The organism is Streptomyces sp. NPDC053431, assembly GCF_044544925.1.
Taxonomy (GTDB): Bacteria; Actinomycetota; Actinomycetes; order Streptomycetales; family Streptomycetaceae; genus Streptomyces.
In genome coordinates, this window is record NZ_JBITXX010000026.1 from 1 (window position 1) to 14,836 (window position 14,836).

Below are 14,836 nucleotides of genomic sequence, written 5' to 3' on the forward strand. Positions count from 1 at the left end.
GTGCGCCGCTGCCGGGAACAGGCCGATCGTGGCCGCGGCCAGCGCGGTGGCCGTGAGGTGGGTGATGCGGTTCTTGGGCATGGACTCTCCTCATGACGATCGCAGCACCTCCCTGGTTCCCAGGGACTGTGGCGTCAGTCTCTAAGCGCCCCCGGCCGCGCCACCCCGGTCGAGGCCTAACGAGTCCCGGAGGCAAGGGTTTTGGAGGCGGACTCGCGGTAACCCGAGGGGTATGAGCTTCGGACGGAGTAACACCACGCAAGCGGCAAGGGTGATCGTCGTCCTCGCCGATGTCATGGCTGCGATCATCGGGGTCTGGATCCTGATGTACCTGCTGGGCGCCAACCGGGGCAACGAACTCGTGGGGTTCGTTCAGAGCGTAGCCGGCTGGCTGGCTGGCTGGTCGCACGACCTCTTCACGTTCGACGAGGCATGGGCGCGGGTCGTGGCGGGCTACGGCCTCGCCGCCGTCGTCTACCTCGTCGTCGGGCACTTGGTGGCGGGGCGGCTGCTGCGCCGTCACTGACCCGGACTCGGGCCTCCCGCCCCCGTGGGGCACGGGCGCGCGCGGGTGCCCCAGCCGTGAGAGGGCCGCTGTTGAAACAGGCCGAGGGAGTCGCGGTCCCGCCTTCCCCGACGAGATCTCCCTGGTCGGCCCGAGGGAACGGCTCGCCGAATGGAGAAAGGGCCCGGTGACGGATTCCCTGGTCACGGCCCCGGACACGGCGACCCTGTGGGTGCTGGCGGAGCTGGGCGCCTGACCGTTCTTCCGGTCTGCGGCAGGCGATCGGCCGTCGGTTCTACCCTTCGTCGACGACGGCGAGGCGGTGGCGTTGGCCGGGGTCGTTCGGCTCATGTGCGTGCCGCGGCCGATCGGGTCTGCGCGGCGATCCCCACGTCTGGCAGGCGCTGCGCGGCGCCCTGTCCGGTGAGGTAGCCGTAGCCGGCCGACGCCCGAAGGGTTGCGGCGGGCGCCCTCAGGCGTGCGTGGTACGAGCTGGCGCGGGTACGCGCCGGTGTGTATCGAGAAGCACGCAGCCGACTGGCCGACCGGCTGTCTCGACGCTCCCGAGCGAGTGCCTGTGAGGCTGTGAGGAAGGTTCGGACCGATGACCGGTGACGGCGCTTATGAGCGCGACCGCACGTACATCACCACCCGAATCACGGCCGACGGGCGCGACGGCTATCCGGTGGAGCCCGGGCGGTACCGGCTGGTCATCGCCCGGGCCTGTCCCTGGGCAAACCGCAGCGCGATCGTCCGGCGGCTGATGGGCCTGGAGCACGTGCTCTCGATGGGGATCGCAGGGCCCCTGCACGACGAGCGCAGCTGGTGCTTCCACCTGGACCCGGGTGGCCGGGACCCCGTCCTCGGCATCGAAAGGCTCCAAGAGGCGTTCTTCCGGCGCGAGCCAGGCTATCCGAGCGGCATCACCGTGCCCGCGATCGTCGACGTCCCCACCGGCGAAGTGGTGACCAACGACTTCGAGCGGATCACGCTCGACCTCGGCAGCCAGTGGGCGGCCCATCAGCGGGACGGCGCGCCGGACCTGTATCCGGAGAGGTGGCGCGACGAGATCGACGATGTGGCCGACAAGGTGTACCGGGACGTCAACGACGGCGTCTACCAGTGCGGTTTCGCCGGAAGCCAGGACGCGTACGACACGGCGTACCACCGCCTCTGGGAGCGGCTGGACTGGCTGGAGCAGCGGCTCGCCAACCGGCGCTATCTGGTTGGCGACACCATCACCGAGGCCGATGTCCGCCTCTTCCCGACTCTCGTGCGCTTCGACGCCGTCTACCACGGCCACTTCAAGTGCAACCGGCAGAAACTGACCGAACTCCCGGCCCTGTGGGCCTACGCGCGGGACCTGTTCCAGACGCCCGGCTTCGGTGACACGATCGACTTCGCGCAGATCAAGGCGCACTACTACGTCGTCCATCACGACATCAATCCGACCGGGATCGTCCCCCGAGGCCCGGACACCCGCGCCTGGCTCTCGCCGCACGGGCGGGAGGCGCTCGGCGGCCGGCCGTTCGGCGACGGCACCCCACCCGGACCCCCGCCCCCGTCCGAGCGCGTGCCGCCGCTCCCCACCCCACCTCTGGCCGGCCCGACGGCCCGGCCTCCCTCGGGTCAGGCCGCAGGGACCGCTCGTTGAAGGGCAGCGATGACGCGGTCGGGGCGTCGCAGCTGTACGGGTCCGCGAGACTACCCAGAGCTTGGTGCGGCCGCGAGACTACCCAGAGCTTGGTGCGGTGATGTCGCAGGTTCGGTCGCTTGCGTCGCTTCGGTCGCTGCGACCGAAGTAAGCCGGGCGGGGCGGCGTCGGCGAAGTCGCGGTGCGAGAGCGTGCCCGGGGTGGTCGTGGTCGGCGCCGTAGACTCGGCGGCGCAGCAAACTCCTCATCTCTGTCCATGGGTCCCTTAGCCTCCCAGCCATCACTTGCAGCCGGGGCCCGGTACGTTTATCCATCGCGCCTACCCGCCGCCGGCGGCGCCAGGCTTGCCCGGGGTGGCCTTGGGCTTGCCCGCGCCCGCCAGCGGCTTGCCCGGCTCAGCGGCGCAGGCGCGAGAGCCAGCCGGTTGTCTTCTGCTCGGGCACGGCCTGGTCCTGGCCCTGGTCCTGCACCTGCTCCTGCTCCTGGTCCCGGCGGTTCGCGCCGCGGGCTTGCTCCCAGTCGATCCTCCTGCCGCTGGTCGCAGTCCCCGGACAGGATCGGGCGGCGTTCCGGAGGAAGGGCGTCCCAGCCGGTGCGCTCCACTGCCTGCCACCGCTCGTCCGTGAACGCCGCCAGAACGAGGTGGCGCCCGACCCGATCACGAACCGCGGCGGCCTGCTGCCCTGCTACTTCGACTCCGACCGGGTCCGCCTCTACCGCTGGGCCTACAGCTGGGACGCCTGGGAGCCTCCGTCGTACGGCTACGGGGCCGACGACTGGCCTGTCCCTGGCCAGGACCTGCTCCCGCAGCGCGTCCGCCTCCGACTCGTCGTCAGCGGCCTGGTAGCCCGGGAGGACGACGGTGAGGACGCCTGAGACCTACGCGCGGCTGCGCGCCCTCGGGAAACTATGCCGCGCACCGACTCCCACCCTGCTCGTTGGACAGACAGCCATCCCCCTCCCCGACGAAGGAGAACCGTCGTGTCCTACCCCCAGCTCCTGACCGCCGCCGAGAAGCTCGCCGCCGCGAAGCGCGACCTGGACATCCCGGAGACCGTCGTGATCTGCGGCAGCACCCGGTTCATGAAGGAGATGGCCGAAGCCGACAAGGAGCTGACGTTCACCGGCCACATCGTCGTCAAGCCGGCATGCGACATGAAGTCCCCGGACCCGCTGTGGGCTGACCCGGCCGCAGCCGAGGAGGGCAAGCGGCTCCTGGACGGGCTGCACCGCGCGAAGATCCGCCTGGCGGACCGCGTCCTGGTCGTCGGCGACTACATCGGCGACTCCACCCGCGCCGAGATCGCCTACGCGCGCAAGCTCGGCAAGCCGGTGGCCTTCACTCACCCGGAAGTCGACCCCGCCGCATGACACGCAAGCCGACCCTTGCGGGAGAGCCCTTAGGTGTCCTCCCGCGCAAGGGCCGGGGGAACGGGGATCCGAGGGGCTGACCTGAGCGAAAACCCGCTCTACGATCATGCCCATGCCGACATCCATCTCTTCCCTCCCGGTGCTCCGAGGCCGGGGCGGGGCCGTCCTGTCCGCCGAGGACATCGGACTGGTCCTCGACCTCCCGCGCGAGCAGGTTGTCTTCACCCCCGACGGGCTGGGCCGGATACGCGCCGAGGGGCGCTCGGTCCTGATCGAGCTGCGGGCGAAGGCCGGGACGACACCGCGCGTCCACCGCATCGACGACGTGGACGAGGTGGCGGCGACCGCCTTCGCCGACGGGGTCAACGCGATCCTGGCGAACCGGACGGACAGCGACGACGTCGACGGGGCCCCGTTCGCCGTGGTCCGCTCGCTCGCCCCCACCTGGCGGACGAGGTTCCACCGCCGGATCCTGCGGGGAGCGCTGTGGCACCTGCTGGCGCTCGTCGTCCTCTGCGTGGTGGCCGGCGCGCTGGGCAAGTGGGACGTGGTCATCCTCACGATCCCGGTCGGCGGCCTGGCCTGGCTGGGCCTGTGGATCGGCCTGTACGGGGTGATCCGCGCACGGCGGGAACGGTGGCTGTACCGACACGGCGTCATGGTGACCGCCACCCGGGCCACGATGACCCGCGGCGGATACGTCTACCCGGACGCCACCGGCACGTACCGCGGCTTCCTGCACGGCGAGGCCGGTTCCGCGATCACCGTGGCCCACCCGCCGGAGGACCCGGCGGACGTGCTGGTGCCGGTGGCCCCCTTCGCGCACCTGCTGGACACCTACGCCGGCGCCTTCCTGGTCGTCTGCGGCGGCCTCCTGGCCCTCATCCACGTCGTGATGGCGGTGCTCTTCCTCCTCGACGGCTAAGCACGTGCATGGCCATTGAGGCTCGACTCGTGCTGTCGGAGCGGCCGAAGACAGGACATGATCCGTTGGTGAGACCTGTCCTACCAGGGCTTCACGTCTTCCTGGACTGGCACCTGATTTCGGATCCCCACGGCGGCCGTAGGCATCACACCGCTCCGCGAAGGTCATTTCACGAACGAAGCCCTCAGAGGGGCGGGAATGCCGCAGGCCGTGAGCACGAGGTGGAGCCGCTCCTCACATCTCGGAGAGGACGAACCCCTCGGCCTCGGTATTCGGGTGTCCGGGTTCATGCCACCAGTTCGCAGAGATGGGGGTGGTCGGCGGTTGGGCAGATCGCGGGTGAGGGATGCGGCAGTACCCGGTCCGCCAGGCCATGCACGCCGTCGAGACGGCCGGCCCCACAGCAATGTCCGAACTACGGTACGTCATGGACCTGTTGACCATGGCATCCGATAGCCCCCCTCCGGCCCCGGCAACGAGCTGACCGAGTGTGTAGCCGCGTTCCAGTGCCGCCGAAGACCCCGGCGTCGTAGCGAATGTTCGCGGCGAGCCCAAGGACTGCAGGCATGCGCGGCCGGTGGACGAGGAAGCTGCGGTGCGAGGTCGGGGCATCATCTGTGCAGGCCCGCCACGAGCTGCCTGGGATTGAGTTACGGAGCCCCGAATACTTATGAGTACCAAATACTCTGCGTGGCGCCCGCGGCACTCAATAATGTGAGGAGCGCAAGTTTGCTTCCGTGCGCAATTGACGCCTCGGGGAGCCCAGAGCCTACCCCCTCAAGGAATGCAAGATGAGCATTGAAAGCTATCCATCCTGGGATCAGATCGATTTTCGCGGTTCCGAGTCCGGATCGATTGAGAGTCTCCTTTCCAGCGGCGAGAACCCTTGGATGACTCTGGGCATCATGGACAGCATCGAGGATGAAGCACTGCTTAAGGAATGGGAAAATGTCCTGAGCGTGCAGACAAGGCTTCTTGCCGCCCGCGAGGTTGAATGGATGAAGTCTCGCGGCCTCGGCAGAAACGGGAGACCGATTCTTGAGATTGGCAGCGCGAACGGGAGTTATGGCCAATTCCTGGCGAACAGCTTTCCACACCTAACACTGTTCGGCGTCGAAGCAAACCCTAACCTTTCCGCCATGCTGGACCTCAAAGCGTGCCCAGAAAACTATTCGATCGCACACTGCAAGGTAGGCGACGAGCCTCTGCCGCAACACATCCAGAACAACTTCGACGATTGCGTTCTGCGATTCGTCGCGCAGCACGTTTCGGACCCGCTCCGCCTCTTACGTGCGGCCTATGAAGGCCTCCCTGAAGGAGGCAGCATTTTCGTAATTGAAGAAGACGACGCCTTCTTCGGATCCTATCCAGAAAACACGGGATTCGAAACCGCATTCGATATCTGGCGCCGCGTAATTGCGGTAGGAGGAAGCAATAGCAAGATAGGGCGCGACCTGCCTCGCCTTGCAGCCGAAGCTGGCTTCTACGTAGCTTCCTACGAGATCACGCTCCGAAACAACGTGGAAGCCGGATCCCATTTCAACGAACTCTTCATCGGCACAACGAGGATGTTTCACCGAACAAATCCCGCGCTGGTCTCCATAGAGGAGGTAGAACTCGTTACGAGGCACCTCTCCAGCAGTGAAAAGACCGAAGGTTCTGTGGCAACTTACCCGCAGGTACTCCTCCATGCCGTAAAGCGATAAAAAGGGCTCCAAGTTACAGAAGTCGCGAGCGCCTTCCGCGTGAAGCCCTACCCTTACATCATCAACCTTCTTGACGCGTCGACCCACAGAGCGCACGCAGCGCTAAATCACTGTGGTTACAGGTGCCCATGTAGCACCGAATGGAATGTCGCCGAACGCAATTCCCCCAACCGTGGGAAATTTACGGTCTAAAGTGATTTCGGGCGCATGTTGACCTCGTAGAGCTGCACAAGCGACCGAACTAGCCCCGGTTCCCAAAGCGGTCGCACAAGTGAAAGTGATGAGGACCTCGATTCCCGAAACGTATGAGACTGTCGATCAAAGGTGGCGCCAATGGACCAGGACCCTATCGGATCCTCGTGCAAAGGTAACGAAGCCGACGTTCACCAGATCACTAGAACTCCAGTGCAATCTCTTGTTCACCATGGGCAAAGATTGCACTAGCCGTATGCGCGGTCCGTATCAGAGGCAATGCAGATTCTCCAGGATGACCCGCAAGTCGCTGTAGTCCTGCTCGACGTCGTAATGGAATCAGAACGCGCCGGCCTGGACGCATGCCATGTCTTTTGTCAGAGCGGTGTGCCTGTCGAACGCATCGGCTGCAGCGGAGTGACGGCCTGGCGGCGGCTGCCCGACTGGACCGAGGTGAGTATGAGGCCCCGGCTGCGTCCGAGAAGCGCGCACCATCTGATCACCGACAGGCACGGCACACCGCTGGCTATGTCACTGACCAACAGAAACCATCATGGTGTCACCCAGTTGATGCCACTCCTCGACTCGATACTCACATCCGCGGCCGCCGGGGCCGGCTACAGCACCGACCGGGCGGGCTGTTCGCAAACCGAGACCAGGACTACGACACGTCTCTCTCCCCCGCACCCGTGGCATCACACCAAAGATCGCCGCAAAGACACCGCTCACGGCTCCGGTCTACGCCACACCCGTCCCGCTGGAACTTCGACCGCACCTTCGCCTGGTCCCACCAATTCAAGCGGCTACGCATCCGCTACGAGCACGGCGACCTCCACAGCGCCGGCCGGCCACTGCTCGCCAGCCCAAGCTGGACGACGCCCAGGTCGAGCGGGTGCGGATCGCCCTGGAGGAAGGCCCCCAGGCGCATGGCTTCGAGGCTGATCTGTGGACTCTGGAAGGGGTATGGCGGCTGCTGACCGGCCGGCTGGGATGGAGCCTGCAGCGTCCTGAGCGTCGGGTGGAACGGGACAAGTCCGAGATCGCCCGCTGGATCCTTCACGAGTGGCCGCCCATCAAAAGGTGCCTCTGTGGCTTTCGTCAAGCCGTAAAGGGTGTGGGTGGTTGGTAGAAGGTGCCGTCGCGGAGCATGGCGAAGCGGACGTCGATGCGACGTCGGGCGAGTGCGATGAGGGCGGCGACGTGGTGCTTCCACTCGCGGCGTTTGCGGTCGTAGTAGGCGCGTGACTCGGGCTGGGAGAGCGAGGCGAACGCGGCGAGGTAGAAGGCTCTCTTGAGCTGTTTGTTGCCGCGCCTCGAGGCGGCGAGGTGTCCGGCGATGGCGAAGCCGCTGCCGTCGCCTACGTCGCTGAGGATGCGGGCGGCGGTCCTGGTCCCGATACCGGGCATCGAGATCAGGACCTGGGAAAGAAGGTGGGCGCCCAGGAGGTCCTCGATCCTCGCGGCGATGAGTTGCGCTGGTCAAGCACGGATTGGAGCGAGCTGGCTAGGCTTGGGACGATCAGCGCGGCGACATCCGTTCCCGGGACAACGACGGTTTGTTCGTCGAGTGCGGTGAAGACATCCTTGATCAGTCGCTCCGCCATCCGCGGCGCTTTGGGACGTATCAAGGTCACGTGGCGACGGCGTCCGGCCTTGCGGATCTGGGCCGGGGATCCGAACTGGTCCAGCAGCTTGAGCACAGCCGGGTGCTGGATCCGCGGGCCCAAGACGCGTTCCAGGGACGGTGGTTCTGAGTGGGCAGGTTGCGGAGTCTATTGCGATCCGGGTGGACTCGCCCGCGAGATCGTCGTCGAACCCGGCGATCATCGCGAGCTCGGCAACCGTCTCGTCCGCTGGATCGATCGTCCTCCGGGTGTGGGGCATCGCTCGGTCCCCCTCATCGACGATGCACGCGTCGCAGGAGTCGGTTTTTGCCTCGCCGGGGTAGAGATCAGCGGTCCGTCGCATCGTGAGTCTCGGCAGGTAGGCGACCTGGCAGCCCGCGTTCCGGGCGACCGCCAGCGGCAGGGCACCGATGGAAGCAGGCTGTTCGACGATCACCAGTACCGTTCCGTGCTTGGCCTGGAGCCTGTCGAACAGCTCCCGCAACTTCGGTTCGATGTTGGGCAGCGGCTTGTCGAACACCGTCTTGGCCGCCCGGTTAACGGCGGTGGCGTGGTGATCGCCTTTGCCGACGTCCAGGCCCAGATAGACGTCGATGCCAGTCTCGTCCGACATGCCCTTCGCTCCCGTGCTCGCATTCTCCCCGGCCCCACCTGCGGCATCAGCGTGCCGGCATCCACGCCATGCTCCGCAACGGCACCTTCTACCAGCTACAGCTTGACAAAGCTATAAAGGCACTTTGGCTACCGCTTACTAATGAGGCCGCACCGACCGAGGAGTCGATCGCCGCCAGCCAGTCCACCACCGGCCCGCATCCCACGTTCTAACGGCGCTGTTCGGAAGAAATCTTCGTAACAGCCGTAATACGTCCAACTGACCGCAGTTAAGGTAACCATGCTCATTCAAATGGGATCCTACCGTGTCGCACTCACATGAGCGATAGAGATGCGCGATGCACATAATTCTGGTCTGCATAGAGTAAATCCGCTGGCTGTCAAGACGGCCAGCAGGGCCCATAACCGAATGAAGCCGGTGCCGAGGACGGCAATGGCAACTGGGTGTTGACACTGGTCAGGACGCTGCGGGGCAGCAGTCGCAAGACCCGATCTGGTTTGGGGCGGGCTTCGCACCGCTCGCAGTGTCGATATTGTTCTCCCTGCCGACGCCGTGCCGCAGGAGGGCGCCGAATCTGACAGTCGGGGTTCCGGTCCGCGATCGAGACCTGCGCGTACTCAAAGACACGCATCGGGAAATATCGTAGGCAGCGACAGCGCTGTTTTCTGCTGATTTCACGGCACCGACTGCCTGAGGGTTCATGATCACCGGTGACCTGTCATGAAGGGAGTTTTTTCGAGCTCGGACCAGCGCATGTGCATGCAGTTTCCGACTACCTCGCGTGACTGACCAACCGCTGTGTGAAGTTGAGCAATCAGTACTGTATTTCGAGTCTGCAATGGTGACAGTAGAGTCAATTGTTTAGCTTGATCAGCAGACTTCATATCGCACTCAAAAAGCAATATTCTGCACGTTAGAGGACTTAGGTGACACACATCGATCACGTGACGGTCATCGTTGCTGACGCGGACGCCACGGCGCGTCTACTCGGCAAATTGCTCGGCGCTGAGGTGCAACACATAGCCGACTCGCCTGCACTAGTGGTCCGCACTTTGGATATCGCAGGTGTCGAGATCCATCTCGTAGACTTCCGCGATGATATTCATAATGAATCTCGGAAGGTGGCTTTGGGTCTGCACCATGTTGCGCTTCGCGTGCCAGATCTTGTCACGGCTGTTGAGCGTTTTCACGCTGCTGGCGTCAGAGGGCGGGGTGAGCCGGTAGAGACTGCCCCAGGGGTTTGGGAAATATTTGTGGACGCGGAGGCTGCAGGGGGTGTGCCTTTGCAGCTTGTGGAACGCCGGGCAACAGCTGAAGGCGCGGTTTTCGACGCTTCAGCCGTTGCCCGGCTGGCGGCGCAAGCGAGCCTTAGTTCCACTGTCGAGTAATCGGATAGAACTCCGAGAATTCGTTATTAATAAGACAGGAGAGTGCCAGTTTGGAAAGAGTAAATGAAGTGAGCTACCCTGCAGAAGATCGGGACACTTGCGACATTACAGTGACAGCTGCTGATGAAATAATTGCTGCTCTGGTCGCGGGCGGGGTTGATACGTTTTTCGGGGTGCCGGGTGGTCCGGCAATGCCTCTGTTTGACGCAGTGTTGCGGCATCCAGCAGCGCGTCTGGTGGAGTCGCGCCACGAAACGACAGCCGTGTTTTCGGCAATGGGTTACTGGGCTCAGTGCGGACGAGTACCGGGAGTGCTGGTCACTGCCGGGCCTGGCGGTACCAATGTGGTCACCGGCATGGCCGCCGCGTTCTACGAGCGTGTGCCAGTGGTGGTGCTGTGTGGGGATGTGGCATGGGCGACCACCGGGAGCCGGCATTTGCAGGAAATGGGGCCGGAAGGGGTGGATATCGAAACGATGACTCGGTCGGTGAGCCGGGCCGCCCTTCGCCTGCCGTCGGCCTTGGCAGCGGCGGGTTATGCCCGACGTGCTCTGGCGGTTGCCTCGAAGGTGGGACAACAGGGGCCGGTGCTGCTGGTGACACCCCTAGATCGGGCGTCGGCCACGGCATCGCATTCCCCTGTAGTGATGGCGCCGGCCCACGGCGCCGGTGTCCTGCCAACCGCAGAGCGCATTGTCATCGACGACGTCGCGCACCGCCTCGCTGCAGCCAGGCGCCCTTTGGTCGTGGTAGGGGCCGCATGTCGGCAAGCTGCTGGTGACGTCCAGGCGATGGCCGAGGCGTTGCGGGTGCCTTTCGTCACAACCCCGCGTGGCAAGGGTGTGCTCGATGAGCGTCACCCGTTGTCGTTGCGCTCGGGCGGCATGGCCGCCTCTTGGTGGGCGCGACGCTACACGGCCGCAGGCGTCGACGTGGCACTGGTCTTGGGAACGGACTTGGACGATGTATCCATCGGACCCACCCGATACATCGCACCAGGCGGCGATCTCATCCATGTTGATCTTGATGCGAGGGTCTTCGGGCGCGGGCTTCCCACATCGCAGGGCATCGTTGCCGATCTCGACGCCTTCGCCGCAGACCTGGCAGCCACCAGTCGTGAGCACCGGATTGCCAACGCACTGGGCATAGGTGCCCGTGCTCAGGCAGTTGAGGCCTCACCCTTCGATCAGGCCGAGTTCGCCGTGGATTCCTCCTACCCGGTTGCCCCGCACCGCGCCCTGTACGACTTGCAACAAGCAGCGGGACCGTGCGCCCGCTTTGTAACGGACATCGGCGAGCACATGCTGTTCGCCCTGCACTATCTGACTGCCAGCGGGCCGGATTCTTTCGGCATCCACCTCGGTCTGGGCAGCATGACGTCCGGTATCGGCTCGGCAGTGGGGCGGGCCCTGGCCGACCCCACAACAAGGGTGGTGTGCGTGTGCGGGGACGGCGGCATGCAGATGGCCGGCAGTGAACTTCTGGTGGCGCGCCAGCACAATCTCCCGGTACTAGCAGCAGTGTTCAATGACAGTCGTTACAACATGGTCTATCACGGCTACCGGCAACAATTCGACCGAACAGCACCATGGGCTTCACCGGATGTCGACTTCAGTTTATGGGCCCAGTCCTACGGCATACCGTCAGCGGTCATCGAGCGCTCCGGACAGATCACTGCTGAGCTTGTGGACAAGCTCATGGCACATGGCGGACCTGCCCTGCTGGATATCCGTCATGACCCCGATGTACGCATCAAAGGGGCCGGCCGAGTCGAAGCTCTCCAACACATGTCTGTCGCGACAAGTCAATGATCAGGCTAGCGCGCGGAGTGCACCGGGTCACTCAACGCCCCACATAGGGGCCACGAGCTTCGAGCCAGGGGATAATTCAGCCCTCTCGGTTCTCATCGATGATGCCTCCTGAGCAGTCGAACTCTTCCTCGAAAGGCAGCAAAACATGACGGATCGGTTTGATCCATTCGGAAAGCATCTAGCCGAGCCTAGTGAATTCTGGGAGATGGCCCGAGCGAGAGAACCAGTCTTCTACTCCCAAGCTCTCGACGCCTGGTGCGTAGCTCGATACGATGACATCAAAAACATATTGCAGGATCCAGTCAGGTTCTCAAGTAGGGATTTACTTCGGCGTCCCGTCGGACTTCCGCCCGAGGTCGATCCCGTCCTTGATTTCATGTATGAGCATGCTCCTCGGATGAGTGTCGTGGATCCACCTGACCATACCCGCCTGAGAAAATACGCAAATAAAGGGTTTACGTCACGCGCGTTGCAGGTTTTTCGGCCACAGATATACAGATTGATCCAATCGTTCGTTGATGATCTCACAGTTGAGGACAAATGCGAAATTGACATAGTTGCTGACTTCGCCAAGCGGGTACCGTTGCTCGCTGTCATGACAGTGATTGGAGCGGATCTCGCGCATGAACCCCGCTATCGCCTATGGATAGAGCATTTACTGGCGATTATGATCGGCTATCGGACGCTCGACGACAGGACACTGATCGAGTACGCGCGCCAACAGCAGGATTTTATCGCAGCAATTCAGCAGCTAATTCACGCCAGGCGGGCGGAGCCTCGAGAAGATCTCATCACGTTCATCTCATCGGGTGTTGTGGACGGCGGTCTCCTAAGTGACAATGAAGCGATCAGTGTAATTATCCTGCTTATCGGGGCAGGATGGGAGACGACAGCGAAGGCGATACCCAACATCCTGCATCAACTGCTACGCGACCCTTCTCACTGGGAAAATCTTGTCGAAGGAAGGGTTGAAGCTGCCGCCGTCGTGGAAGAAGGACTTCGACATAGCCCTTCGGCAGCAGGTTCTTACCGGGTGACAAGGTGCGATGTCAACGTGGGTGGCGTGCAGATCCCTGCAGGATCACTCGTATTTCTGAGCCTCATGTCCGCTGGCCGCGACGAAACAAAGTATTCTCAGGCAGACATGTTTGATCCGTATCGACAGGCGAAAACGCCTCTTCTAACATTCGGCCACGGTATTCACTACTGTCTAGGATCACAGCTTGCACGCATGGAGATGGAAGCGGCTTTTGAGTGCCTTTCGAAGGTCTTCCCGCGCCTTTCCCTGGCCCCAGGATGGGAACCCAAATATGAGCCAAGTCCTCAGTTCCGTGGCCTGACAGACCTCTGGGTAAAGCTGAACTCCTGAATATCCAATCCAGTGCTCGGCAGCACCACAATTCACGCAACCAGGCGGCGCCTGCGGCACCGCTGAGGGCAGGTGAGGTGGCCGGGGCCAGAGTGGCGGGATGAGCCCGCACCTGACTGCAGCAGCTTTCCGGCGCTGTGCCGGTTCTGCTGTGGCTGATACTCCCGTGTCCGGCCCGCCGCCCGGGCCGGACACGGTCGGCAGGCATGAGGTGTTTCTTGTGGCAGGTGAGGCGGGTGACGGCCTTCGAGGGCCCGTTTCGGTCCCTTCGCTCATGTCTGATCCCAACACGCCCCCCCGTCACGCCGGTTTGCGCCCTGTGGGGGGACGGCGGCCATCGATACTACAGAAACATGCCTCGTAAGCAGCGGCCGTGCCCGAGTGACCTGTCCGATGCCCGCTGGGAACTGCTGGAATCAACTCTGACAGCACGGCGGGCCTCAAGGAGAGGGAAGGGTCTGGACATCGGCCGGCCGCCCGAACACGATCTGCGCCGGATCATGGACGCCATCCTCTACGTCGACCGGACCGGGAACCCCTGGCGGTATCTGCCACACGACTTCGCCCCATGGGAGACGGTTTACGGCTACTTCGCCGCCTGGCAGAAGGACGAGGTCTTCGACCAGCTCAACGGTCTCCTGCGACGACTGGTCCGGAAAGCCGAAGGCCGCGATCTCGAACCGAGCGCCTGCGTCCTCGACGCCCAGAGCATCAAGACCTCAGCCAACGTGCCCGCAGCCGGCCAGGGCATCGACGCAGGCAAGAAGATCGCAGGCCGCAACCGAGACATCGGCATCGACACACTCGGCCTCCTCCTGGCCGTGCTGGTCACTGCCGCCAGCGTCTCCGACAACCCCGGGGGTATCCATCCACTCTCGGACATCGCCGAAGGCCACCCCCGCATCACCAAAGCCTGGGCCGACACCGGCTACCGCACCAAGGTCATCGACCACGGCGCCCGCCTGGGCATCGACGTCGAAGTCACCTGCCGCGACCCCACCCAGAAGGGCTTCAAGGTGATTCCGCGGCGCTGGGTCGTCGAGCGGACCTTCGGCTGGCTCATGCACCACCGCCGCCTCGCCCGCGACTACGAAACCCATCCCCACCGCTCCGAAGCCATGATCCGAAGGCCTCCGGCGCGAACCCCTCAGACAGGTCCGCCAAATACGCGGGCCAGAAGCCCGGCTCATCCAGGAGCAGGTGCCCGTCCACGACGGGCGACGAGGAGTACCAGTGCCGTGCCATCACCATGCCGGGATTCTCTCCAAGCCTGGTCAGAACCGTTCGAAGACCCCGGCCCTCACAGCCGACCGGCTTGACGGCATAGCAACGTGAGGTGTCTACGAGGGTGGCAATGGGCTTCTGGGTCAGGCCCACAGACGCCAGCTGAGTCATCACAGGGGACCGGCCACGTACTGGTAGGACACGAGCAGCACGAGCCGGGTGTCGGCCCCTTCCCCGCCGGCGGACCCGCACATGCTGTAGATCAAGGACCCGGCCGGCCCGGCGAGAGGCTTGGTGATGGGTCCCGGGTACGAGCCGCCTCCGCAACTGAACTCGAGCGAATCGCCAGCATCTATGCACCCTGCGGCACAACCAGGTAGGGGGTTGCCGCCTGTTGGTCGCTGCGTGTTCGGCGTGTCCGGATGAGGATGCCGGCGCCCTTGTCGACGGCGA

10 protein-coding genes and 2 pseudogenes are annotated in these 14,836 nt (G+C 64.0%); 11 read left to right on the forward strand and 1 reads right to left on the reverse strand.

All coding sequences use genetic code 11. The features are described from left to right. Positions 1–232 precede the first annotated feature (232 nt). From ACIGXE_RS34545 to ACIGXE_RS34575, 7 genes and pseudogenes are all read left to right on the forward strand, one after another. Positions 233–526, forward strand: a complete 294-nt coding sequence (locus ACIGXE_RS34545) for a hypothetical protein (protein WP_399753879.1) — start codon at positions 233–235, stop codon at positions 524–526. A gap of 100 nt (positions 527–626) precedes the next feature. Further along, a pseudogene (locus ACIGXE_RS34550) lies at positions 627–761 on the forward strand (LLM class F420-dependent oxidoreductase); the annotation flags it as partial. Between the two features lie 348 nt (positions 762–1,109). Beyond that, the gene (locus tag ACIGXE_RS34555) at positions 1,110–2,159 is read left to right on the forward strand and encodes a glutathione S-transferase family protein (protein WP_399753880.1); all 1,050 of its coding nucleotides are present in this window, start codon (positions 1,110–1,112) and stop codon (positions 2,157–2,159) included. A gap of 642 nt (positions 2,160–2,801) precedes the next feature. After that, on the forward strand, positions 2,802–3,035 hold the full coding sequence (locus ACIGXE_RS34560) for a hypothetical protein (RefSeq protein ID WP_399753882.1): 234 nt from the start codon (positions 2,802–2,804) through the stop codon (positions 3,033–3,035). Between the two features lie 105 nt (positions 3,036–3,140). After that, a complete protein-coding gene (locus ACIGXE_RS34565; protein ID WP_399753884.1) occupies positions 3,141–3,530 on the forward strand; it encodes a hypothetical protein in 390 nt (129 codons plus the stop codon). A 112-nt stretch (positions 3,531–3,642) separates the two neighbouring features. Further along, positions 3,643–4,455, forward strand: a complete 813-nt coding sequence (locus tag ACIGXE_RS34570) for a hypothetical protein (RefSeq protein ID WP_399753885.1) — start codon at positions 3,643–3,645, stop codon at positions 4,453–4,455. A gap of 791 nt (positions 4,456–5,246) precedes the next feature. Continuing rightward, entirely contained in the window at positions 5,247–6,161 is a 915-nt protein-coding gene (locus ACIGXE_RS34575; protein ID WP_399753887.1) for a class I SAM-dependent methyltransferase, read from the forward strand. A 1,290-nt stretch (positions 6,162–7,451) separates the two neighbouring features. On the opposite strand, the pseudogene ACIGXE_RS34580 reads toward ACIGXE_RS34575, so the two are convergent. Next, positions 7,452–8,591 (reverse strand): annotated as a pseudogene (locus ACIGXE_RS34580) (transposase). A gap of 926 nt (positions 8,592–9,517) precedes the next feature. On the opposite strand from ACIGXE_RS34580, the gene ACIGXE_RS34585 reads away from it, so the two are divergent. From ACIGXE_RS34585 to ACIGXE_RS34600, 4 genes are all read left to right on the forward strand, one after another. Further along, entirely contained in the window at positions 9,518–9,979 is a 462-nt protein-coding gene (locus tag ACIGXE_RS34585) for a VOC family protein (RefSeq protein ID WP_399753889.1), read from the forward strand. Between the two features lie 50 nt (positions 9,980–10,029). Then, on the forward strand, positions 10,030–11,790 hold the full coding sequence (locus tag ACIGXE_RS34590) for a thiamine pyrophosphate-binding protein (protein ID WP_399753891.1): 1,761 nt from the start codon (positions 10,030–10,032) through the stop codon (positions 11,788–11,790). A 397-nt stretch (positions 11,791–12,187) separates the two neighbouring features. Continuing rightward, positions 12,188–13,159 carry a cytochrome P450 gene (locus ACIGXE_RS34595; RefSeq protein ID WP_399753893.1) on the forward strand — a complete coding sequence of 324 codons (972 nt, stop codon included), beginning with the start codon at positions 12,188–12,190 and terminating at the stop codon, positions 13,157–13,159. Positions 13,160–13,512: 353 nt separating this feature from the next. After that, entirely contained in the window at positions 13,513–14,478 is a 966-nt protein-coding gene (locus ACIGXE_RS34600) for an IS5 family transposase (RefSeq protein ID WP_399753894.1), read from the forward strand. Positions 14,479–14,836 lie beyond the last annotated feature (358 nt).